The sequence below is a fragment of the Paramixta manurensis genome, assembly GCF_013285385.1.
Classification (GTDB): Bacteria; Pseudomonadota; Gammaproteobacteria; order Enterobacterales; family Enterobacteriaceae; genus Paramixta; species Paramixta manurensis.
The window spans coordinates 2,764,654-2,786,955 of sequence record NZ_CP054212.1 but is presented as its reverse complement, the minus strand read 5'-3'; the positions used below and the strand labels follow the sequence as shown (position 1 = coordinate 2,786,955).

Genomic DNA, 22,302 nt, shown 5'->3' with positions numbered 1-22,302 from the left:
AAACTACCGAGTGGGGCATTGTATTCCTCGCTCGCTAGTTTTATGCCAGGCGAACCCTCAATGCGGTAATCCCGCAGAAAACCCTTGAACAGCCGAAAGGAAACCGTCATGAAGAGTGATTTCTACTGGATTAATGAACCGCAACACTGGCAGCAAAGCGGGACAGCTTTGTCAGTAACGACGGATGCAAAGACCGATTTTTGGAGCCAAACCTGGTACGGTTTTAAGCGCTTTTCCGGCCACTTTTATGGTTGCGAGGTCATCGGCGATTTTACCTTCCAGGTGAAGGTAAAGGCCGATTTCAGTGCCCTCTACGATCAGGCCGGGATAATGCTAATGACCGATGAAGACCACTGGCTAAAAGCGGGGATCGAATTTAATGACGGTAGCCCGGCAATCGGTAGTGTGCTGACGCTTGAACATTCCGACTGGGCGACCGGCCATTTTCCCGCTAGCGCTGATGTCTTTTGGATGCGCATTACCCGTAAGGCTGACAGCCTGCGTCTGCAATATTCTACCGATGGTAAAAGCTGGCCTCTCCTACGACTGGCTTATTTTCCAGCGTCTGAAAAATGTAGGGTTGGCGTGATGTGCTGCACGCCGGAACGGGCGGGCTTAGTGGTTAAGTTCGAGGATTTTCTTCTCACGGGCGCCTTGGATAAGGAACTCCATGATTTGTCATAAGCGTGATGTCGCATTTGATTTAAAGCGAGTCCCTGGGCGGCGTAGGGCTGAACATCGCTGATAATTTTAGGCGATTGCGGTGGTTTTCATCCTGGAAGAGCAGGAGAAGCGATAAATCAGTGCGACTTTTAGGTTGCCGCATATTGTTGCAATATCACGCAGCGCCGGTGAGTGGGCGCTGCGTTGTTGACCAGAACAGGCCTTTTATCCGGCAGCCTGACCGTATGCGACCTCTTTTTTACCATAGCGGCGTACCCGTTGGTTGGCCTGCTCGGCATGCCCGACAAAACCTTCCATCAGACATAAGCGTGAACAGTATTCGCCAATCAACGCTGAAGCTTCATCGGTTAACACGCGCTGGTAGGTGCAAGTTTTAATAAATTTGCCAACCCAAAGCCCACCGGTATATCGCGCTGCCTTATTGGTCGGAAGCGTGTGGTTGGTGCCAATAACTTTGTCGCCATAAGCCACGTTAGTTCGTGGCCCAATAAACAGTGAGCCGTAATTTTTCATCGCACTAGCAACGTAATTATCATCACTGGTCATAATTTGCACATGCTCTGAGGCGTACTCATCCGCCACTTTAACCATTTCATCCAAAGAGTCGCACAGTATGATCTCGCCGTGATTTTCCCAGGCTGCCGCCGCAATTTCTGCCGTCGGCAAGTGCGTAAGCTGGCGAGAGATCTCAACCAGTGTCTCTTCAGCGAGTTTTCTGGAATTGGTGATCATCACTGCGGGTGAGTCTTTGCCGTGCTCCGCTTGCCCTAACAGGTCGGTCGCACAGAGTTCTCCGTCGACTGTTTCATCAACGATTAACAGCGTTTCCGTGGGGCCGGCAAATAAATCGATACCCACGCGTCCAAAAAGCTGGCGTTTGGCTTCCGCCACAAAGGCATTGCCAGGGCCGACAAGGATGTCCACTGGATCAATGGATTCAGTACCAATTGCCATCGCTCCGACCGCCTGAACGCCACCGAGACAGAAAATGCTGTCGGCGCCAGCCAGGTACTGAGCCGCAACGATAAAAGGCGCCGGTTTCCCCTTGAACGGTGGGGCAGCAGTAATGATGTGTTGAACGCCGGCAGATTTGGCCGTGACGATAGACATATGTGCCGAAGCCAGCAGCGGATATTTTCCGCCCGGAACATAGCAGCCCGCGGCGTTTACCGGGATGTGTTTATGGCCGAGCAATACGCCGGGAACCGTTTCAATTTCGCAGTCCAGCAGCGTCTTACGCTGAGCATCGGCAAATTTGCGTACCTGAGCCTGCGCAAACAGAATATCCTCTTTTTCTCGTTCGGTGAGTTGAGAAAGGCACTGTTCAATTTCATTTTGACTCAGTCGGAAGTCACTGCGATCCCAGCCATCAAAGCGTGCTGATAATTCGCGTACCGCCGCATCACCTCTTCTTTCAATATCCAGCAGGATCTGCGAGACATTATTTTTTAACGCATTATTATCTGCCAACTGCTGCTCTGTCGGTTTAGCTTTCTTGATCCACTCAGCCATAATTCAGTTACCTGCGATTCTGTATACCGCCGGATGTCATTTTTATCATCCTGCGGCTGGTTAATTTTATTTTTCTCCACGGAGTCTTCCCGGAGAAATGCCTATAAAAATGACAGTCTTAGTCGATAAATTTCCCTTTCCGCGGGTGATGCGCGATTCCTCAATAAAAAGGAGGCATCGGGTTGCGATGAGATTGGGCCAGCCGGTTCTCAACGGTATAGTGGCGTTTCGCTGTCATCGATCGGATAAAAAGGCCGCGCTGCCCGCATCCATTCAAGCTTTGTCAGATCGGCGCGTGCCGAACCGGGTGAGTCGAGCGCGTAGAGCTGCTTGGCCCATGCGAGCGTTTTGCGGTAGTTCATCGGATTTTTAACCACAACATAGCGGTAGTTGTGTAACTCCAGCCCTGCTGCGCTGTACTGTTCTGCACCATATTCGTAAGCGGGTTTGCTGGTGACAAACAGAGTGATATGGCCTGCTTTTAGCACAACTGAGCGTCCAACTGACGATGTGATGCCGGCCATAATTCCGCCGGTATAGGTAAATTCACCGCTATGAAAACCAACGACCTCTGCCCGTAGGAGGGCCGGCCCGCCGTTTCTGACCTCGACCTTATGCCCGATTTGGTATTCATTGTTCGACCCTATTCCGTATTGGGTGGCTTGTTCAACCACCTGCGGATCAACCACCTGAACCAGTAATGTTTCGGTGCGCCCTTGTTGGATATACGCTTTCAGTACGCTGACGCTATCACCGGTTGAGCCTGCGCCCACCGCATCCGACATTTCACTTAAGATGATCGGGTTGCCGGGGTGAGACAGACTATCGTTAAGCGCTTCTTCAAGGGTAAACAGGCGCGGAATAAAGCGATCGCGAATGTCCCATAGATGTCGGCAAAGGTCATCTAACAGAGGGCGAGTAGGAGGGGCTTTCTCGTCAGCGACCAAGACAAATGCGGTGCCGCCGTCAGGATATTCTGCCCAAGGCGTCAGTGGAAAATAGCTTACCGCCAGGATGCCGGGTAAGGCTTCCAGAGCGCGGCAGCGTTTATAAAGATCACGCATGGTGGTGGGAGAATGAGTACTGGCGGCGGTGGGGGAGATCAGCATCGCCAGTTTTTTCATTTCAACCCGGACGGTTGATGTAGGTTGCATGGCATGGATCAGCAACCGCATTCCTCTGACGCCGGTTTCAAAAGTGTCATCATGAGGGTAGTGTTGATAACCCACTACAGCGGTACACAGCGCCAGCAACTCCGGGGTAATGTGCGCGTGGAGGTCCAGGCTAATCACCACTGGCACGTTAGGACCGACCCGCTTTCTAACCTCCTGTAGAATTTCCACTTCCGGGTGGGCGATATTTTTACACAGCATGGCGCCGTGAAGAGCAAGATAGACGCCGTCTACCTTTTCTCCGGCTAACCCGGCGAGTAAGTTAGATTTTAGTGTCTGAAAAGCCTCCTCGCGTATTGAACCGCCACATCCGCCGTGCGTAGCGAACAGTGGCTGAATTTCACAGGCGGCTTCTTTTAATACCGCCAGGGCGCCTGAAAGCTCCACATCACCGCCGGAGAGTTTTTCAATGATTTCGTCACCCTGATAAAAATAATTATTTTCAAACTGGTCAATCCCTGACTCGCCTAATGAAAAAGAATTACCTTCATAAAGCAATGCGCCAATAGCAATTTTCATCTTTATCTCCTGAACCTCTGAATCTTTAAATTAATTTCTGTTTAAATCATGGCGGAAAGTTTCAGGAACCCATAGCGCGGTTAAAAAGACAATAAACGCCACGCCTCCCAGACAAAATGCAGGTGCTATCGGGAGGTTAGTTAACTTGATGAGCCAGGTCGCGACAAACGGCGCCGCGCCGCCAAAAATAGTGTAGGAAAGGTTATAGCTGATCGCCGCGCCGGTGAAGCGGGAATGGGTTGGGAACAATTCGACGAAGAATGTGTAGCTACCGCCGCCAAATATCGAGAGTAATATTGCCAGCAAAACTTGCGCCGCCATTGCGCCTAATAACGTCTGACTGGTCAAAAGCCAGAAGGCCGGAAAACTCAGTAATACAATCAATAATGAGCCGGTAATCATCATCGGTTTGCGGCCAATTTTGTCAGAGAGAAAACCGCCACACGGTAGCAAGATGGAGAACACCAGCAAAGCGACGGCATTTGAAAATAACGCCTGGGTTTGACTGAGCTTAACTACGGTCTGTAAATAAGTAACGAAATAACCCACCATGAAATAAAAGGTCAGGGCATTCAGGGAAACGATTAGGAAAACCTGTAGCATTTTTATTTTGTTATGACTTACTTTTCCTAACAGCGTGGAGGTGGGCGCATTTTTTTTACTGGCGATAACCTGTTTAAACGCCTCGCTCTCTTCGGTTCTGTTTCTTATATATAATCCAATCACTGAGAGAGGCGCAGCAATAAGAAAAGGAATTCGCCAGCCCCAACTATTGTAGGACTCAGCTGGTATCACACTCGCAATGCCGAGAATCAACACTCCGGCGAAAATTGAAGGCAGTGCCGACATGGCAATGGTAATCCCTATCCATAATCCCCGTTTATTGGCGGGCGCATGTTCCAGTACAAAGGAAGGTGCGCCAATAGCTTCGCCGCCCGCTGAAAAACCTTGAATCAATCGACAAATAAGTAAAGCGGCAGGCGCCCATAGCCCTATTTTTCCATAAGAAGGCAATAATCCAATAATTGCTGTCGCGCCGCCAATCCCCAGCAGTGTTACCGAGAGAACTTTGCGCCTTCCTACTTTATCGCCTAATACACCAAAAAAAATGCCGCCCAATGGTCTGGCAATGAACGCCAGACCATACACGGCAAACGCAGCGAGTATGCCGGCAACCGGATCGGTTTGCGGGAAAAAAAGTTTAGCGATTATCACCACCGAGAAGCCATATATTGCAAAATCATAAAACTCAATAAATTGGCCAATAGCACCGGCCATTAATACCCGTTTATCCCCTGATGTCGCAGTTATCTGGCGGGTTACTGCTTGCGTGCTGATATTCATATTTTTCCCTAATGTTGCAGGTTTAGGTTCTGGTGAATTTGTTATCTATAAAGAACGCTTATCATGAAATGCTTATATATTTGATTTACTTATTTGCAGCTAAATTTAAACATGATTAACAAAAAATATACTTTGACTATAAAATCATGCAGTCTATAAGACAATATCTATCGTCTTATGATTTCTATAGGGTTAGGTTATGACACTGACGCAATTGCAGGCATTTACGCTGGCGGCCAGAACCCGCTCATTCAGCGCTGCGGCTGGGGAAATGGGGATCAGCCAGCCGGGCGTTTCTGAGCTGATTGCCCGCCTGGAGTCGGAACTGAATACGAAACTTTTTAACCGCGCGAAACGTAATCTTGTGATCACCGCCGCAGGAGAATTGCTGTTACCTTTTGCCGAACAGTCACTGGCTTCCGTTCAGCAGGGTACCCTGGCGGTAAAATCGATGATGTCGTTAGGCGGTGGTATTGCATCATTTGGTGTATTGAGAAATGCGGATTTTTACTTAGGAACCAACCTCGCCCGAAATTTTCATCGGCTTTATCCTAATGTGCAGATACGTCTTACCGGATTGAACAGTGCGGAAACCGCTTTTGATGTTGCATCCGGTCACCTGGAAGCAGGCTTAGTGACGTTACCGGTTAATGATGAAGGGCTGGATGTTGTACCGCTTGCCAGAGATGAGGTGTTATATGTGACGGCAGATAAAAAGCGGGCCAGTAATAAACCGACTATCCATGATTTACTGAAAGCCCCTCTGGTTCTCTATGATGTGCATTACGCCGAAACCGATCCTGCCCGACGCCAACTCAATGAAAGAACCCGCTTGGCGGGTATCAGACTGAATCCAATTATTGAGGTCGAATACCTTAATTCCGCGTTGGCGCTGGTGCAGGAGGGAATAGGGGACACCATCGTCTGCAATGCGGCAACCGCTTATGAAGGATGGGATAAAAAATTATATACGGTTCCCTTCGCAGAACCCCTGTATGACACGCTGGCGCTGATCAAGAGAAAAGGCCAGCTTCTTTCTCCTGCCACTCGGGAATTAGCCAGACTCGCCCATGAATCATTAATCCGCTATCAGCAATCGGAAAAAGGAACCACAGAGATATTAGCCACGGCAGCACAGACGGCATCCTTTTTTTTCTGAAAGCGGCGTCTGATACGTCCAAACCGGTAGGCCTTAATACGTCAAAACCGTTGAAAACTGCCGGATCGCATTGCGATTACGGCTTGATTTTCAGGGTAATGCGGTCTGTTTTGCGACGCGTTTCGCTGCATGCCGGTAACGCCTGTTCACCTTCAGCGAGAAACGGGAAGCCCCCTTCCACCTTATGGTTTTGGTCAGTGCATTTCTTCTACAGCACGCCATTATGATGATGGTATAGCATTGCACCTATATAGCTTTTGGACTATATTGATCGGGAGGATCTATGTGGTCGATTAAAACAACCGACACGTTTGATAACTGGTTTGCCTCACTTAATGATACCGATCGTGCCTGTGTACTTGCTGCGCTGATGGTTTTGCGGGAAAAGGGGCCGGGATTGCCCAGGCCCTATGCCGATACAATCAAACGTTCCCGTTATAACAATATGAAAGAGTTGCGCATACAAAGCAGGGGCAATCCGATACGGGCATTTTTCGCCTTCGATCCTCACCGTTGCGGGATTTTGCTTTGCGCAGGGAGCAAGGCGGGTAACGAAAAACGCTTTTACGATGAGATGCTGCCGCTAGCCGAGCGGGAGTTCGCGAATTATCTGAATAAACTGTAAAAAAAGGAGTAACGCTATGGGTAGAACGTTGGAACAGCTCCTTGCGGATGAAAAACCGGAAATCGTAGCTGAAGCCCGGGCGATGGCTACGGACATCCTGCTCAACATTCATCTTGCCGAGCTACGTGAGAAAGTGCAAAAAACGCAGGTCGAAATGGCGCAGGCGCTGGGCATCAGGCAACCCACCGTCGCAGGGATGGAAAAACCGGGCCGCGACCTGAAGCTTTCCACGCTTAAACGTTACGTTGAGGCGGCTGGCGGCACACTTCGCCTTGATATTGAACTGCCTGATGGTTCTCACTACGGATTTGCACTGTAAACTGACCATCTGAGCCGATGCTGAGCCAACGTGGTTCAGTGAAAAATATGCTGCGTTAACACTGCGATACTGGCAATCACCAGTATATAAAAAATGCTGGTGATTTTAGTTAGATTACTGATTAATTTCACCAGATAGGGGATGCAGAACACTATCCTTACGTTCTGCCCGGCTGATAGCCGCTCAGGCGGTTAATCCGCCGTCAATGGCCAGGCTTGAACTGGTCATATATCCTGAGTCGCCGCCAGCAGGCAGGATACCAGGGAGGCAATTTCCTACGAGGGCATATTCTCCTGCGTTATTACCTTTAACGACGATAACAATCCACTCATAGTATTGGCATCCAACAAAGCGTTCAAAGGCTAATCACTGCGATTCCGGCAAGCACCACTACTGCACCGGCAATGCGGCGTGCCAGATGATTTTCACGAAACAGCCAGTACGAGAGAAGAGAGCCGATAATGATGGAAGATTCCCTGAGAGGAGCGACGAGTGCTAAGGGCATGCTCTGCATGGCTGTCAGTACAAGGATGTAGGCAAGTGGAGAACATACAGCGATGATAAGGATTGGAACGATATCCACGCGTACAGCAGTTGGAATTCTATACCGTCGTCGCATCGCACCAGGGGTCAGAATCAGACTCTGAAGCAGGAGTGTGCTGGCGTAGTAGCTCACTGGATCCAAATGCAGAGAGATGACCGAATAACCGTCCCAGAGGGTATAACCAGCGATGGCGGTCCCTGTCGCTGCCCCCCAAAGCATCCCCTGTAGTGGTCGGCTTCCGCTCCTGAACGGATTGCCGGTGACAACGAAAATACCAGCGATAACGATAAGCGCGCCGAGTAAAGCGCTTTGTGAAAGCCGTTCCCCCATGAGAAGGGTTGCAAACAGCATCGTCAGAACCGGTCCACTTCCCCGGGCAATCGGATAAACAACACCCAGTTCGGCGCGCTCGTAGCCAGCCTGCAAGATTAGAGAATAAGTGATATGAAGTGCAGACGAGATAACTGCGCCGACTGCGAGTCGCCAGTCGAGCTCCTGTTGTCCCTCAACTATCAGAATGAGGCTGAACGGGACCCACAGCAATGCTGAGGCACAGCTGTACGCCCAGACGAATACAAGTGTGTCTTCCCTCTTGTATTTTGAGGCTATATTCCATACTGCATGAGCTACTGCAGCAGTAAGAATCATCGCAACCGTGCTGAACTGCATCAGGACATATCGGGCAAATCAATACCCGCCCGTTCAGCCCGGCGACTTTGTTCTTTATCCCGCAGAGTGAGAGCAGCGACCAGCGTATCAATAACGACGAGCTGGGCCAGTCGGCTCCCGGCAGCGGCCATCTGTGCCGGTAGTGGCGCTCCGCCAACAACGAGCGAAACGTTGGCGAGTGTCGCTAGTGGGGTATCGTACTGGTTAGTTATTGCGATAAGCGATGCTCCGGCCGAGGATGCTGCATCAGCAATGGCGAGTGTGGATGATGTGCGGCCTGTTGAACTGACGACGATCATCACGTCGCCTGGACCGAGGAGGCGAGCAGCAATCATCGCTGATAAATAATCCTGGATACTGATGGTTATCACACCAGCCGTCCGCAGACGAAAGACAGCATCAGCGGCAACCGTCGCAGAGGGGCCAGCACCAAATGCAAATACCTGACGTGCGCTCTGGATTAAATCGACCGCCTCTTCAAGGGCTGAGATTTCGATAGCACCGCTGAGCGCAGTCAGGGCGTCTACACCAGCACGAACTGATGTTTCCAACACCGATGCCAACGTCGCATCCGCTGTGAGAACGTCAGGCGGTGCAAAGAACCGGGCAGTACCACGAGCCCGGGCAATCTCTATCTTAAGTTCAGTGAACCCGGTGAACCCGATCGCTCGTGCAGCGCGTATTACTGTCGGCGGTGATACACCAGCACGGGTGGCAACCTGTGCTGTAGTGCTGGTACCGACAAACAAAGGATCGACAAGCAGGAGATCGACAACTTTAGCCTCACTTGCAGCGAGGTCGCCGCTTCGGGCGTGAATGCTGCCAAGCCATTGCTGTAACCGCTGCTCGCCTTCTGAAATTCTATTACCAATATCTTTGTTCATGTGTAATATATTACGTGTCCTTTGTGAAGGGCACAACCACCACGTAAGTAGATTCTGTTGCAAGGAGTCCGCATTCATGAACACTGAAATCAATACGGTTGTCGCTGTTGTGGGTCCCGGTGCCATCGGCACCACAGTCGCGGCGGCGTTACATGAAGTCGGCCGCAAACCGTTGCTATGTGGACGAACTCCCCGCGATCACCTGACACTGCAAGATGGCGACCGCTTTATCACCGTACCCGGTCCGGTTCAGACGAATCCCAAACAAATCGCTCGCACCGCTGATCTTGTCTTTCTGGCAGTCAAGTCCACACAAATCGACGCGGCAGCAGAATGGCTCAAAGCGTTGACCGGCCCGGAGACGGTTGTATGCGTGCTCCAAAATGGGGTCGAACAGTTGGACAGGCTCGCTACGTACTCTCTGCCCGGACAGATCGTTCCCGCTGTTGTGTGGTTCCCTGCGCAGGCGCAGTCAGATGGCTCAGTACGCTTGCGTGGCGACGCGCGCCTCAGCCTGCCAGACACGTCAGCTTCCCGCGTAGTGGCCACAGCGCTGCAAGGCACGCGGTGCTCCGTAGACCTGGCTGCGAACTTCAGCTCGCTGGCCTGGCGCAAGCTGATGCAGAACGCTGTGGCTGGACTCATGGCACTCACGCACCGCCGCTCGGGCATGTTCGGGCGTGCTGACATCGCCAGGCTGACGCTGGCTTATTTGCAGGAATGCCTGGCAGTGGCACGTGCAGAAGGTGCTGAACTCGGCGATGAAGTGCCGCAGGATATCCTCGATAAGTTCCGGGCGGCTCCCGCAGACATGAGCACCTCCATCCTCACGGATCGAGAAGCTGGCCGACCGCTCGAATGGGATATCCGCAACGGCGTTATTGCGCGTCGCGGCCGGGTTCATAGCATTTCGACGCCGATCAGCGACATCCTGGTGCCGCTTCTTGCTGCTGCGAGCGATGGCCCAGGTTGACCCCAGGCAGATGATCGCGCTATTACTTCTCTTCTTCCTCGCCTTCGGTGCCGGCGTGCTCAGCGGCGTTGTCGGCACTGGTTCGTCGCTAATCATGCTGCCTGTCCTCGTCACTCTGTACGGGCCACGGATCGCGGTACCTGTTATGGCAATTGCGTCCCTGTTCGGCAACATCGGACGGGTGATTGCCTGGTGGCACGAGATCTGTTGGCGGCCAGTGTTTGCCTACTCGTTGGCGGGAGTCCCTGCGGCTGTGCTCGGGGCGCACACGCTGCTGACGATCTCTCCTGCCATTGTGGATGTGTTCCTGGCAGCTTTCTTCCTTGCGATGATCCCGCTGCGCCGTCTCATCAGACGATCGAATCTCCACCTGAACATCTGGCACATGGGATTTGCTGGAGCCATTGTCGGGTTCCTGACCGGATTCGTCCTATCCACCGGGCCGCTCAGCGTGCCGGTATTCACTGGGTACGGAATGAGTGGCGGTGCATTTCTCGGATCGGAGGCGGCAAGCGCTATCCTGCTCTATGCAGGCAAGCTCGGTACTTTCGGTATATCGGGCGTACTTACGCCGTCCGTCATCACACGTGGACTTGCCATCGGCATCGCATTGTTCGCAGGTTCGATGATTGCGAAACGTCTCGTCCAGCGGCTCCAGATGCACACGTTCGAGCTTCTCATTGATGCTGTTCTTGTCGCTGGGGCAGCAGGAATGCTCCTCGCGCTTAAATAAAATGGGCAGACAAACTATCAGAAATGAATAAAGCCATATCGTCCAGACTCTGTTTCGGAAATCAATCTCTGACCAGCGGGCAAAACGCAGTTCACTGGAACGGATGAACAGATGCAGTATCAGCAGGACGGCAAACCGGGCCAGTTCACAGCCCTGGTGATAGCCCTCAACGCGCTCGAGCAGCTCAGTCAGATGATCCAGCGGCAGGGCAGGATAGGCACCCAGTGCAATGCGGGATTCTTTTCGGTTGAAGCGATATTTGAGATACCAGAGACGTGAACCGCTGGGATTGACTAAAAGGTACAGGCCATGAGAATCAGAAACTTTGAAAGGTTTAGCGGATGGTTTTAAGCTGCGGATTTTAGTGTCGTTCAGAGACATATGGGGGTCACTCCATAATCGAACTGAAATAACCCCAGATTTGACCACCAATTTTTCCCGATGCGGAGGGTAAAATCAAAATGCATCAGGAAGAGTTTTCACGCTAACCTGTTGGATCAACATCATATAAGTATTCGTAAGGATGCATGAAAAGCAAAAAGCCCGCTTAAGTTTCCTTAAGGGGGCTTCTCTAAATATGGCTCCTCTGACTGGACTCGAACCAGTGACATACGGATTAACAGTCCGCCGTTCTACCGACTGAACTACAGAGGAATCGTGTGAACGGGGCGAATAGTAACGAGTGCCCAGGTCAGTGTCAATAGCTAAAAATACATTAGCTTTCAACTGGCTAGCTTTGCATCAAAGCGATCGCTTAATGAACACTTTCACCGTTTTCCGGCTTTTTCCCTTCACGCATTAACCGTTGGAAAGTGTCTTGACCATAAAACTGCACCAAACGGTGATACAGCGCGGGAAAACGCTCCGTCAGTAACTCCGGCGCGCTGAAAAAATATTCAGAAAGCACGGCAAAACACTCCGCGGGATCGGTCGCGGCATAGGCGTCAATGGTGGCCGCGTTCTCACCCACCAAATCAATCTCCTCCTGAATATTTTCCATGGCGGCGTGCAGATCGTGTTCCCAACTGGCGACATCACGCAAAGGAATGGCCGGTATACCATTGGTATGTCCGCTGCCGCGGGCGTCCAGTTTATGAGCAACCTCATGAACAATCAGGTTAAAACCAGAAAGGTCAAACGAATCCTGAATATCCAGCCAGTTGAGAACAATCGGACCTTGCTGCCAACTCTGGCCCGATTGAACCATTCGTTCACTGTGTACCAGACCAAAATCATCCTGCCATTCATCATCAACCACAAAAGGCGCAGGATAAATCATCACTTCGTGAAAGCCGTCCAGCCATTCCAGCCCCAACTTTAATATTGGTAGACAAAATAGCAGCGCTAGCCGGGTACCGCGCAACTCATCTAGTTCAAAACCGTGTAACGGCACCACTCTTTTTTGACGCAAAAATTTTTCCGCTAAACGAACCAGCGATCGTTCATCACTTTCGCTTAACCCGGAAAAAATAGGGACACTAAGCGCCTGCCGCCAGGGAAGCGGTGAGGAGGGCTCTGCTGCATGTCCTTTCCACGGCCATTTGATCATCGCGTTACTCACCTTTGTCATTCTGCGGCACTCCGTTTCGCCGATATACCGCAGTTTTGGTCACCACAATACGGATACGCTTGCGGTAAGTAGCAGTAAACTGAGAGGGTTGGGCGGGCAAGACACCATAAAAAGAGGGAAACCCGTAATCACGGCCAGAATTCAATCACTTAGTTTTAATAATGTCTGTGATTAAGGCCGCAATGCCGAAAAAAAACGCGAGTACGACGGCCTTTTCGCGCCGGTTTACGATCAAACACGGCGAAATTCAATGACCCATACCCACGGGTTAACCTCCCAACTGGTGCCACCGTACTGTTTCTCCCAAGCTTTTTTATACGCCTCTTTGGGGGCGATGGATTCACTGTTCAGCGTAAAAAAATTGTTCAAAAAATGCGAGTCAGTCTGTACGCCTTCGGCAAGCACGTCATCATCGCTAATATCCTGAATCCGCTCGGCGCGCACATCGGTAATCAGTAAATTGATGCGGCTGGCCCAGCGCGGCATATGAATACCGGTCTGCCAGCCAAAACTGTCATAATCCCCATCCTGAGAGCGACTAAATTCATTATTATCGGCACGATACTGGCAATACTGCGCCTGACGGAATGCCGCTGGCGAATGCTGATACTCGTTAACGTGTTCTGGCGGGATAATTGGCCCACGCCAGGTTTCGCGTACCCATAACTGGTCTCCTGGCTGCCCGAAAGGGCATTGGTAGCTAAGATCGGCCATGCTCATCATGTTGCGGCCTTGTTGGTGATTACTCAACACGTCCACCACATAGCAGCCTTCATGGTTATCTTGACCGGGCCCAAACGCCTGCGATTTCATAATGCGTCGAGTTTGGGTTTGCTGACCAATTAACAAAGCACGCACGCGTTGATCGGAAAAAAGAATCGGCCGTTCTTTCATTGCATACCTCTTTTCTTCTTACTGTTATTTACCCGGTCCTGATAATGCCGGGCTGCACCAGGAAAAATCCTAACACCACTTTAAACAAAATGTTTCATTCAATTTGCAAAAAAAATGTTGAGAACAGCTTATCAAAAGCAATAAATCAGAAGTCGCTGATTTCGCCCTCCCTTGCAGTAAGAACCGGCGGTAATTTTTGCTGCAAAGCTTCCTTCAGCGCCAATTAATATGCTTCCACTATTTAGCATTCTTACAGGGTGTTAAAGGGACAGAGAAGCGATGATGTCACGATTTTGAGTAATTACTTTGCGTAATTCTCCAGGTTATTGTTATCGCTTACACTCCGTTTGAACATCTAGCCATTTTTCGGATGAATCCTTGTTCATCATTATGTTTACTTATGTTTTGGCGAATAAATGCTGCTATCAGCGGTAACGGTGTGCATTCATTGGCGAAAAGACCAACAAAAGTAGCAGGAAAAAAAGTGATAACCGCTGTATGTTGATGCATGTCGCATTTTTCTACTAGTGTTTACATTGTTTGCAGTCCGCATTTCAGCGGTAATTCCTTACACCACGGAGAAGTTTATGTTGTTGACCGCTTGGCAGTCCCGGTTTGAACATTGGCTTACTGAAAACTGGTCGCAGGACGATAAAGCACACGACATCGCGCATCTACATCGCGTTTGGTTAACCGCCCAGCGCATTATGCAGGGGACAGAGGCTAACCCGCTGGTAGTACTGGCCGCTTGTTATTTCCATGATGTGGTCAACCTGCCGAAAAACCATCCAGAGCGGCATCTCGCTTCCAGCCAGGCGGCGATTGAAACGCGCCGTATTCTGCAAACTACGTTTCCTGATTTTCCGGCGGAGTTAACTGCCGCAGTGATGCACGCGGTGCAGGCCCATAGTTTCAGCGCCGGTATTACGCCGGAAACGCTGGAGGCGAAGATTGTTCAGGATGCCGACCGGCTGGAGTCACTCGGTGCGATTGGATTGGCGCGCGTGTTTTATACATCAGGCGCGTTGCAAAGACCGCTATTCGACAGTAATGATCCGTTAGGAAAAGCGCGTGAGTTGGATGATACAAAGTGGACGTTGGATCACTTCCAAAAGAAACTGTTTACTCTACCAGGCACCATGCAAACCGAAGAGGGAAAACGGTTAGCGCGGCACAATGTTGATTTCCTGGTCACGTTTATGGCGAAACTGTGTGCCGAGCTACAAGGCGATCTGGAAGGGATAGATAGTTCAGTACTGCGGGATTACAGCCCATGGCCGGAGAAATATTAAATTTTTTTGACGGCCAGGATTCTGTGAAAAGTTCGGCTATGATGTCGGAAACAATGAGGAGAAACGTATGGCCGACACGGTAAGTTTAACCCTAAAGATTGATCCCGCCCTGAAAGAGATGATGAAATCCCTCGCGTTGGAAAATCAGGTTTCGGTTAGCCAGGAAGTAAGTCAACGTTTACGCGCCAGTATTGAGGCGGCTCCGCAACCGGTGGTTGATAGCCAGAATCCGGAGGATGATACGGTGCCGCCGTTGACACATGCCGAATTAAAACAGTTGCGTGCGTTGTTAAAGAAAACCCGTAAAAAGAAATAGTGGCAACGCCAGCGGGTTATTCCGCTGGCGAACCCAAATCCTCATCACCGTAATACAACACGCCGAGCTTAATTAAATTACGCCCTTGTGATTTCCGATGTAGATTAGTGTCGCGCAACGAATAAACGCAGCCGCAATACTCTTGCTGATAAAACCGCTCCCGTTTACTGATCTCAATCATGCGTGCCGAACCGCCTTGTTTACGCCAGTTATAATCCCAGTATTCAATGCCGGAATAGGGCGCTGCGGCCCGGTGACCACAATCGTTAATTTGCTGCATATTTTTCCAACGAGAAATACCCAGCGAACTGGAGATAACCGGAAAGCCATGCTCATGTGCATACAGTGCGGTGCGTTCAAAACGCATATCAAAGCACATGGTGCAGCGGACGCCACGCTCCGGCTCCCACTCCATCCCTTTGGCGCGCTCAAACCAGTTGTCGGTATCATAATCGGCGTCAACAAAAGGCACGCCATGTTTTTCCGCAAAACGAATATTCTCCTCTTTACGCAATAAGTACTCTTTTTGCGGGTGAATATTCGGGTTGTAGAAAAAAATAGTGTATTCGATGCCTGAAGCCTGAATCGCTTCCATGACTTCACCAGAGCAGGGCGCACAGCATGAATGCAGCAGCAATTTATCTGCCCCATTGGGTAGCGTTAATAAGGGACGCGATGTTTGGCTCATAAGCATGGCTCCAAAAAACAAAATCTTCGCAAGTGTAGGTGGCGCGTCTGGCAATGTCACGCCTACTAACGACTCAGGCAGACAAAAAGAGTCAGATGAAAATGCTGCACACGCTCTGTGGTGGCGTAAAAGGGAAATAATCGTCTTTCTCTGGGTTAAACAAGTGATAGACTGACACAAAATTTTCCCTATTTAGAGCAGATTATGAGTGAGTTTGACAGCGTAGCGCAGCAGCTCGCGGCACAGTTTCGTCAACGCGAGCAGCATCAACTGGCAGAAGATGCGCAGTTGCTACACCGGGTATTAGAAATCTACGATCAAAAAACGGTTGCCAGTTGTTTACGCAATGTTAGCCAGCACGAATGGACGCGTGAGGCGTTGAACCGTTGGCTAAATGGGAAAAGTAAACCTAAAGCGTTGAGCGAAGCGGAAGTGTTAATGCTGCAGCAAATGTTACCTTCTCCGCCCGCCCATCACCCTGATTATGGCTTCCGTTTTATCGACCTTTTCGCCGGTATCGGCGGCATCCGTAGTGGCTTTGAAGCGATTGGCGGGCAGTGTGTTTTCACCAGTGAGTGGAATAAACACGCGGTACGGACTTATAAGGCTAACTGGTATTGTGATGAGCAAACACACCGTTTTAACCAGGATATCCGCGATGTGACGCTCAGCGCAGACCCATCGGTGAGTGAACAGGAAGCGTATCAGCAGATTAATCGCCTCATCCCTGACCATGATGTATTACTTGCCGGTTTTCCCTGCCAGCCGTTTTCGTTGGCGGGGGTGTCAAAAAAAAATGCGCTTGGTCGCGCTCATGGCTTCGAGTGCGAGGCGCAAGGTACGCTATTTTTCGATGTGGCTCGTATTATTACTGCGAAAAAACCGGCTATTTTTGTATTGGAAAATGTGAAAAACCTGAAGAGCCACGATAAGGGCAAAACTTTCCGCATTATTATGGAAACGCTGGATGAACTGGGATATGACGTTGCCGATGCGCAGGCCAGCGGCGCGCGCGATCCGAAGATTATTGATGGCCAATACTTTTTACCGCAACACCGCGAGCGCATTGTCTTAGTCGGGTTTCGTCGCGATCTACAACTGAGCCCCGGCTTTAGCCTTAGCCAAATTCACACCCTGTACCCTAAAGCGCGCCCTTCGCTGGGCGAATTACTGGAACCGACGGTAGACAGTAAATATATCCTGACGCCGACACTCTGGAAGTATCTGTATAACTATGCGCGTAAGCATCAAGCGAAAGGGAATGGGTTTGGTTACGGGTTGGTTGATCCCACCCGGCATGATGGCGTGGTACGTACCTTGTCGGCGCGTTATTACAAAGACGGCTCAGAGATTCTGATCGATCGTGGATGGGATCACGCGCTGGGCGAAGCGGATTTTGATCGAGCCGAAAACCAACAGCGCCGCCCACGACGCCTGACGCCACGCGAATGCGCGCGGCTAATGGGCTTTGAAACGCCGCACGGGAAAGCGTTTCGTATTCCGGTGTCGGACACTCAGGCGTATCGTCAGTTTGGCAATTCGGTGATTGTTCCGGCCTTCGCGGCGGTGGCGAAATTGTTACAACCGTGGATCAAAGAAGCGGTCAGCAAACGGCGTGCGGATTAGCCCGGCGCCTCGCTCAATGCAGGGATTGCGCGTACACTAACAATGGGTGACAGAGTGAGGAGGTCCGATGGCTGATGTACATTCCCCCGCTATTCGCAGTAAAAATATGAGGGCGGTACGTACCCGAGACACGTCGATTGAGCAACGCCTTGCGGCGTTGTTAACCGGGCGCGGGTTGGCGTATCGCGTTCAGGACAAAGCGCTGGCGGGTAGGCCGGATTTTGTGCTGGATGATTACCGCGCAATTATTTTTGTGCACGGCTGCTTTTGGCACCATCATCACTGTTACCTGTTTAAACTCCCCGCCACGCGAACGGCGTTCTGGGCCGGAAAAATTGAGAGTAATGTGGTGCGTGATCGTCGCCATGTGGCACAACTTAGCGCGGAAGGCTGGAAAGTGTTAATTGTCTGGGAATGCGCGTTGCGCGGTAAGCTCAAACTGGATGATGAAGCGCTGATTACGCGCCTTGAAGAGTGGGTGCTGGCCAGCGATGGCAACGCTGCGATCGATTACCAGGGCATTCAGCATCTGGCGTCTGGCGAAACGCCAGATGCGAATTGAGGCCTTAGGAGACTTGCTTAATGGCGGTTTTTGCCGGAAACAGCGTCTTACCTAACGTCACTAAAACCACTGCGGCAATAATAATCGCCAGCGCCAGCCATTCGCGCTGCGAAAGCATCTCATCGCCAAAAGATGTGCCAAGCAGCACTGCGACGACCGGGTTAACGTAGGCGTAGCTGGTAGCAACGGCGGGTGTAACATTGCGGATCAGGTACATATAGGCATTAATGGCGATGATTGAGCCAAAGAGTGTCAGATAACCGAGCGCCAGAAAGCCGCGCAAATCCGGCATGGCCACCAAATGCTCTCCGCTTACGCTGCTGAGTAACAGCAGAACCACTCCGGCGGTAATCATCTCAATCGCGCCAGCCATAGCGCCCTTTGGCAACGCAATGCGCGACCCCCAGACCGAACCGAAGGCCCAGCTAATTGCGGCCAGCAAAATCATTAATGCTCCCCACGGATTTCCCGCCAAGTGCCCGCCGCTATTCAGTAGCACAATGCCGACCAAGCCAACCGCGATACCGACCCATTCAATCCAACGCGTACTAATGCCAAATAGCCGACTAAAGCACATGGCGAACAGCGGTACGGTGGCAACCATCACCGCGGCGAGACCGGAAGGGACATTTTGCTGCTCGGCAATGGTGACTAGCCCATTACCGATAACCAACAATAAAATACCGACAATGGCGGCATTAACCGTCGAGCGCCAATCCGGCAACGGTTGTCCTTGCACACGCACCAGAATAAACAGAATCACGCCGGCTGTCAGAAAACGTAAGCCAGCCATCATCATCGGCGGCCAGCTCTCTACGCCGATTCGAATAGCAAAATAGGTCGAGCCCCAAACAACATACAGAATAAATAGCGATGTTATTAGTGGTAGGAGGGTGGTGCGGCGAGTCATTCCTTAATCTCACATCGGGTTAATAAGGTAATTACCCTACCGTTAAAGTAACAGAATTACTTGCTGTTTTTCACCGACAAACTTATCCGGCATATTCTGCGCTTCTGACGCTCAAAGATTGCCATTTTGGCGCATAATTGTTTAGATCAGCGGTTTCCTCTCAGTTGGCTACGGTGAAAACATGGCCCGTGTAAAGTTAACGGTAAGGCGGCTCTACGCACTACGCGGTGAGCGGATGGTAAGCACCCGGGCGACGGCGCGGGTTTTTGTGGGTGAAACGCTGATTGCCACTGAAGATATTACCGGCTTAACCGAAAGCCCGGTAAGTAAATATCTGGACCATGACCAGGCAGAAGGCCAACCGGTGCGGGTAGAGTGGGATTGCGAAGGTATCGCGGATATGGCGGTGGTGGAGTGGCACGATGTGCACGACAGCCGATCTTAACCAATATGGATAACCAAAAAGGAACACAATGTGGCCGGTAGTAGTTTACTGACGCTTCTTGATGATATTGCCACCCTACTGGATGATATTTCGGTGATGGGGAAAGTGGCCGCCAGAAAAACCGTCGGTGTATTGGGCGATGATTTATCGTTGAATGCCCAGCAAGTCGCCGGGGTTAAAGCCAACCGGGAGTTACCGGTGGTGTGGGGCGTGGCGAAAGGGTCGTTTCTGAATAAATTGATTTTGGTGCCGCTGGCGTTGGTGATCAGCGCCTTTGCGCCATGGGCGATTACGCCGTTGCTGATGGTCGGTGGGGCTTACCTCTGTTATGAAGGCGTGGAAAAAGTGATGCATAGCTTGCATCGTGATAAAGCGCAGGAGACGCAGGAAGCTCGTCAACAACGGTTAGCGCAGGCCGCCCGCCAAGACCCGATGGCCTATGAGAAAAAAAAGGTTAAGGGAGCGATTCGTACCGATTTTATTTTGTCAGCAGAGATAGTGGCGATTACGCTGGGTATTGTTTCTGAGGCGCCGTTACTGAACCAGGTGATTATCTTGGCGGGTATCGCTATCCTGGTCACCATTGGGGTATATGGCATTGTTGCCGCCATCGTTAAACTGGACGATCTGGGGTTCTGGTTACGCGAGAAATCCTCTGCTTTCGCAAAGGCGGTCGGCGGCGGGTTGTTGGTGGCTGCGCCATGGCTGATGAAAATACTGACGGTGGTCGGGACGTTAGCCATGTTCTTGGTGGGCGGCGGGATTGTGGTACATGGCGTTCCGCGATTGCATCAGGCCATTGCGCATGTTAGCGCCGGTTTTCAGGGCATTATTGCCACGCTGTTGGAGAATGCGGCCAATTTGGTGATTGGTTTCATCATTGGTTCCATTGTGCTGTTAGTGGTAAATCTGATTGCGAAACGACGTGCGAAGTCAGTATAAAGACAAGTTATGAAGAGCAAGGGGAGTAAGACAATGAACGACGATATTTTTGAATTTGATATTGATGCGCAGTTGGAAGAGGCAGAAGCCAACGCGGCGAAAAAAGCCAATGAAGTACCAACCGATCTGAGTGACGAAGCCGATTGCGAAGGCTGCAAAATCTGATTTTGGCTGACTGGATGGGTGTGCGAACGGATGGCGTAATGCCATCCGTTTTTTTATCGCTATGTTACCTGGCACCCTGTACGTTTCCCGCTACTTTTGGCGGCTAAACGTTTCTCATACGCTTTATCCGCTTTGTTTATTTTTAATATAATTAACTGATTATTTTGCATAACAGGATTTTATCCGCAGTACGACGGGTAAAAATTAGCGCGCTCTGCTATACATTAAGCATACTTTTTTCACTTTTAATTGAGAGGAGCGCGTATGGCATTTTCTGTCAGCGAAGAGGTTCAGCACAAAGAAGGTGGCTCGGTGATGGTGGTTACCGGTTATGCCAGCGGGATGGTCGAGTGCCGTTGGTATGATGGGCACAGCGTCAAATGCGAAGCATTTCGCGAAGATGAACTTCGCGCATTATCGGCTGAACATCAGTTTGCCAGCTAAGCAGGGTAGCCGTTTCCTTTCGCAAGGCTCACCCTAACCGGTGAGCCTTTTTAATGGGCGCGATTTAAACGTGGCCTTGGTTATCCTCTTCAACCGCTTGATAAATGCGTTGCAGAATCTGTGGAAAGGCGGATTGCACGCGGTTCCAGCCGGGGATAAAGGGCTTTTCATTTGGCCGCTCAATAAACGCCTGGCCTGCGTCGAGGATCGATTGCGTAAACATTTCAACCGCCGCCTCTTCGTTATGCTGATCAAATGTTAGGCCGTTCATCGCCGCTTCATGACGATAAATCTCCATGGTATCCAGCGCGTTACGATAGTAGGTGGCTTTCAATACGCGAAATGAGTCACTGGTCAGGTTAACGCCCATAGTGGCCATTTTGCGCAATAATGATTGCACAATATCATTACTCATCCGCTTTAAACCGCCGGTACCATCCTGCCCGGAAAGCGGCTGGTGCTTATGATCGTAATTATCGGCGATTTCAACCTGGCAACTCTGGCGAGTGTTGTAATCACGATAAATCTCTGATAACACGCCTATCTCCAGGCCCCAGTCGCTCGGTAACTTGATCCCGTTCAACACATGGGTACGCATGGCGAATTCGCCGGAAAGCGGATAACGGAAACTGCTGAGATACTCCAAATAGTCAGACTGTCCGTACACTTTTTGTAGCGCGCGTAACAAGGGCCCAACCAACAACCGCCCAACGCGCCCATTGAGTTTGCCGTCAGCGACGCGCGCATAAAATCCTTTGCAAAACGCATATTGAAAAGAGGGATGCGCTAACGGATAAAGCAAACGGGCCAGCATATCGCGCTGATAAGTGACAATATCGCAATCGTGCAGCGCTACGCAGGCAGTGCGACCGGAAGCCAATATGTAGCCGCTACAAAACCAAACATTGCGCCCTTTACCGGCCTGTCCGGGAGACAATCCCTCTTTCTCCAGTTCTGCATCCAACGCTTTCAGACGCGGCCCGTCATTCCATAAAATACGGTGGCGCTGCGGCAGACGAGAAAAGAAGGCTTTGGCGTGGAGAAATTGTTCACGGTCAGCGCGGTCAAGCCCGATAACGATCTCCTCAAGCCAGGTCACTTTTGCCAATTCATTCACGATATTATCGAGCGCCGGTCCCTCCAGTTCAGAAAATAGCGCCGGCAGGATTAGCCCCATTTTGCACTTTTCGGCAAAGCGCATCATCTCTTGTTCTAAATCCTCGGTGGAACGTGCGGTTAGGTTGTGAAAATTAGTGATAATGCCGTTCTGGAAAAAATCACTCATCGTTTCCCCCTCGATGGATTATCGTG

The 22,302-nt window shown here is 50.9% G+C and carries 24 protein-coding genes, 1 tRNA gene and 1 pseudogene; 14 read left to right on the top strand and 12 right to left on the bottom strand.

What is annotated here, in order from left to right:
* Positions 1-108: 108 nt before the first annotated feature.
* Entirely contained in the window at positions 109-684 is a 576-nt protein-coding gene (locus PMPD1_RS13570; RefSeq protein ID WP_173634544.1) for a DUF1349 domain-containing protein, read from the top strand.
* Between the two features lie 204 nt (positions 685-888).
* On the opposite strand, the gene hisD is transcribed toward PMPD1_RS13570, so the two are convergent.
* From hisD to PMPD1_RS13555, 3 genes are all read right to left on the bottom strand, one after another.
* Positions 889-2,196: a histidinol dehydrogenase gene (gene hisD, locus PMPD1_RS13565; RefSeq protein ID WP_173634543.1), complete on the bottom strand. Its 1,308-nt coding sequence runs from the start codon at positions 2,194-2,196 to the stop codon at positions 889-891.
* Between the two features lie 209 nt (positions 2,197-2,405).
* Entirely contained in the window at positions 2,406-3,887 is a 1,482-nt protein-coding gene (locus tag PMPD1_RS13560) for a M81 family metallopeptidase (RefSeq protein ID WP_173634542.1), read from the bottom strand.
* A gap of 30 nt (positions 3,888-3,917) precedes the next feature.
* Positions 3,918-5,231, bottom strand: coding sequence for an MFS transporter (locus tag PMPD1_RS13555; RefSeq protein WP_173634541.1), 1,314 nt, complete (start codon positions 5,229-5,231; stop codon positions 3,918-3,920).
* A 199-nt stretch (positions 5,232-5,430) separates the two neighbouring features.
* Here PMPD1_RS13555 and PMPD1_RS13550 point away from each other — a divergent pair, with 199 nt between their 5' ends.
* From PMPD1_RS13550 to proR, 3 genes are all read left to right on the top strand, one after another.
* Positions 5,431-6,390, top strand: a complete 960-nt coding sequence (locus PMPD1_RS13550; RefSeq protein WP_173634540.1) for a LysR family transcriptional regulator — start codon at positions 5,431-5,433, stop codon at positions 6,388-6,390.
* Positions 6,391-6,673: 283 nt separating this feature from the next.
* Positions 6,674-7,015 carry a type II toxin-antitoxin system RelE/ParE family toxin gene (locus PMPD1_RS13545; RefSeq protein WP_173634539.1) on the top strand — a complete coding sequence of 114 codons (342 nt, stop codon included), beginning with the start codon at positions 6,674-6,676 and terminating at the stop codon, positions 7,013-7,015.
* A gap of 16 nt (positions 7,016-7,031) precedes the next feature.
* Positions 7,032-7,334, top strand: a complete 303-nt coding sequence (proR, locus tag PMPD1_RS13540; RefSeq protein WP_173634538.1) for a transcriptional regulator ProR — start codon at positions 7,032-7,034, stop codon at positions 7,332-7,334.
* Positions 7,335-7,689: 355 nt separating this feature from the next.
* Here proR and PMPD1_RS13535 read toward each other — a convergent pair whose 3' ends face one another.
* Both PMPD1_RS13535 and PMPD1_RS13530 read right to left on the bottom strand, forming a co-directional pair.
* Positions 7,690-8,547, bottom strand: a complete 858-nt coding sequence (locus PMPD1_RS13535) for a DMT family transporter (RefSeq protein WP_173634537.1) — start codon at positions 8,545-8,547, stop codon at positions 7,690-7,692.
* On the bottom strand, positions 8,547-9,431 hold the full coding sequence (locus PMPD1_RS13530) for a MurR/RpiR family transcriptional regulator (protein ID WP_173634536.1): 885 nt from the start codon (positions 9,429-9,431) through the stop codon (positions 8,547-8,549). The genes PMPD1_RS13535 and PMPD1_RS13530 overlap by 1 nt, the downstream gene beginning before the upstream one ends.
* A 76-nt stretch (positions 9,432-9,507) precedes the next feature.
* On the opposite strand from PMPD1_RS13530, the gene PMPD1_RS13525 reads away from it, so the two are divergent.
* Together PMPD1_RS13525 and PMPD1_RS13520 are read left to right on the top strand one after the other, a co-directional pair.
* Positions 9,508-10,404: an oxidoreductase gene (locus tag PMPD1_RS13525; protein WP_173634535.1), complete on the top strand. Its 897-nt coding sequence runs from the start codon at positions 9,508-9,510 to the stop codon at positions 10,402-10,404.
* Between the two features lie 10 nt (positions 10,405-10,414).
* On the top strand, positions 10,415-11,137 hold the full coding sequence (locus tag PMPD1_RS13520; protein ID WP_173636225.1) for a sulfite exporter TauE/SafE family protein: 723 nt from the start codon (positions 10,415-10,417) through the stop codon (positions 11,135-11,137).
* A gap of 36 nt (positions 11,138-11,173) precedes the next feature.
* Here PMPD1_RS13520 and PMPD1_RS13515 read toward each other — a convergent pair.
* The 4 genes and pseudogenes from PMPD1_RS13515 to PMPD1_RS13500 all read right to left on the bottom strand — a co-directional run.
* Positions 11,174-11,518 (bottom strand): annotated as a pseudogene (locus PMPD1_RS13515) (Arm DNA-binding domain-containing protein); the annotation flags it as partial.
* Positions 11,519-11,715: 197 nt separating this feature from the next.
* Positions 11,716-11,791: transfer RNA gene (locus tag PMPD1_RS13510), tRNA-Asn, on the bottom strand.
* Positions 11,792-11,891: 100 nt separating this feature from the next.
* On the bottom strand, positions 11,892-12,686 hold the full coding sequence (gene mtfA / locus PMPD1_RS13505) for a DgsA anti-repressor MtfA (protein WP_173636224.1): 795 nt from the start codon (positions 12,684-12,686) through the stop codon (positions 11,892-11,894).
* Positions 12,687-12,938: 252 nt separating this feature from the next.
* Positions 12,939-13,601, bottom strand: coding sequence for an ASCH domain-containing protein (locus PMPD1_RS13500; protein ID WP_173634534.1), 663 nt, complete (start codon positions 13,599-13,601; stop codon positions 12,939-12,941).
* Between the two features lie 587 nt (positions 13,602-14,188).
* On the opposite strand from PMPD1_RS13500, the gene PMPD1_RS13495 reads away from it, so the two are divergent.
* Complete coding sequence (locus PMPD1_RS13495; RefSeq protein ID WP_173634533.1) at positions 14,189-14,893, top strand: phosphohydrolase; 705 nt, start codon at positions 14,189-14,191, stop codon at positions 14,891-14,893.
* Positions 14,894-14,960: 67 nt separating this feature from the next.
* Positions 14,961-15,209, top strand: a complete 249-nt coding sequence (locus tag PMPD1_RS13490; protein ID WP_173634532.1) for a hypothetical protein — start codon at positions 14,961-14,963, stop codon at positions 15,207-15,209.
* 16 nt (positions 15,210-15,225) lie between these two features.
* Here PMPD1_RS13490 and PMPD1_RS13485 read toward each other — a convergent pair whose 3' ends face one another.
* On the bottom strand, positions 15,226-15,897 hold the full coding sequence (locus PMPD1_RS13485) for an epoxyqueuosine reductase QueH (protein ID WP_173634531.1): 672 nt from the start codon (positions 15,895-15,897) through the stop codon (positions 15,226-15,228).
* A gap of 204 nt (positions 15,898-16,101) precedes the next feature.
* Between PMPD1_RS13485 and PMPD1_RS13480 the strand changes: the two genes are divergently transcribed.
* Together PMPD1_RS13480 and PMPD1_RS13475 are read left to right on the top strand one after the other, a co-directional pair.
* Positions 16,102-17,523 carry a DNA cytosine methyltransferase gene (locus tag PMPD1_RS13480; RefSeq protein ID WP_173634530.1) on the top strand — a complete coding sequence of 474 codons (1,422 nt, stop codon included), beginning with the start codon at positions 16,102-16,104 and terminating at the stop codon, positions 17,521-17,523.
* Between the two features lie 67 nt (positions 17,524-17,590).
* Complete coding sequence (locus PMPD1_RS13475; RefSeq protein WP_173634529.1) at positions 17,591-18,085, top strand: very short patch repair endonuclease; 495 nt, start codon at positions 17,591-17,593, stop codon at positions 18,083-18,085.
* Between the two features lie 4 nt (positions 18,086-18,089).
* On the opposite strand, the gene yedA is transcribed toward PMPD1_RS13475, so the two are convergent.
* A complete protein-coding gene (gene yedA, locus PMPD1_RS13470) occupies positions 18,090-18,995 on the bottom strand; it encodes a drug/metabolite exporter YedA (RefSeq protein ID WP_173634528.1) in 906 nt (301 codons plus the stop codon).
* A 181-nt stretch (positions 18,996-19,176) separates the two neighbouring features.
* Here yedA and PMPD1_RS13465 point away from each other — a divergent pair, with 181 nt between their 5' ends.
* The 4 genes from PMPD1_RS13465 (at position 19,177) to PMPD1_RS13455 (ending at position 20,991) form a co-directional block, all read left to right on the top strand.
* Positions 19,177-19,440, top strand: a complete 264-nt coding sequence (locus PMPD1_RS13465) for a hypothetical protein (protein ID WP_173634527.1) — start codon at positions 19,177-19,179, stop codon at positions 19,438-19,440.
* A 30-nt stretch (positions 19,441-19,470) separates the two neighbouring features.
* Positions 19,471-20,382, top strand: coding sequence for a DUF808 family protein (locus tag PMPD1_RS13460; RefSeq protein WP_173634526.1), 912 nt, complete (start codon positions 19,471-19,473; stop codon positions 20,380-20,382).
* Between the two features lie 33 nt (positions 20,383-20,415).
* On the top strand, positions 20,416-20,547 hold the full coding sequence (locus PMPD1_RS22760; RefSeq protein ID WP_354292625.1) for a hypothetical protein: 132 nt from the start codon (positions 20,416-20,418) through the stop codon (positions 20,545-20,547).
* A 264-nt stretch (positions 20,548-20,811) separates the two neighbouring features.
* Positions 20,812-20,991, top strand: a complete 180-nt coding sequence (locus tag PMPD1_RS13455) for a YodC family protein (protein ID WP_173634525.1) — start codon at positions 20,812-20,814, stop codon at positions 20,989-20,991.
* 64 nt (positions 20,992-21,055) lie between these two features.
* Here the strand turns inward: PMPD1_RS13455 and PMPD1_RS13450 are convergent, their stop codons facing one another.
* Positions 21,056-22,276 carry a glycosyltransferase family protein gene (locus PMPD1_RS13450; RefSeq protein WP_173634524.1) on the bottom strand — a complete coding sequence of 407 codons (1,221 nt, stop codon included), beginning with the start codon at positions 22,274-22,276 and terminating at the stop codon, positions 21,056-21,058.
* Between the last annotated feature and the right edge of the window lie 26 nt (positions 22,277-22,302).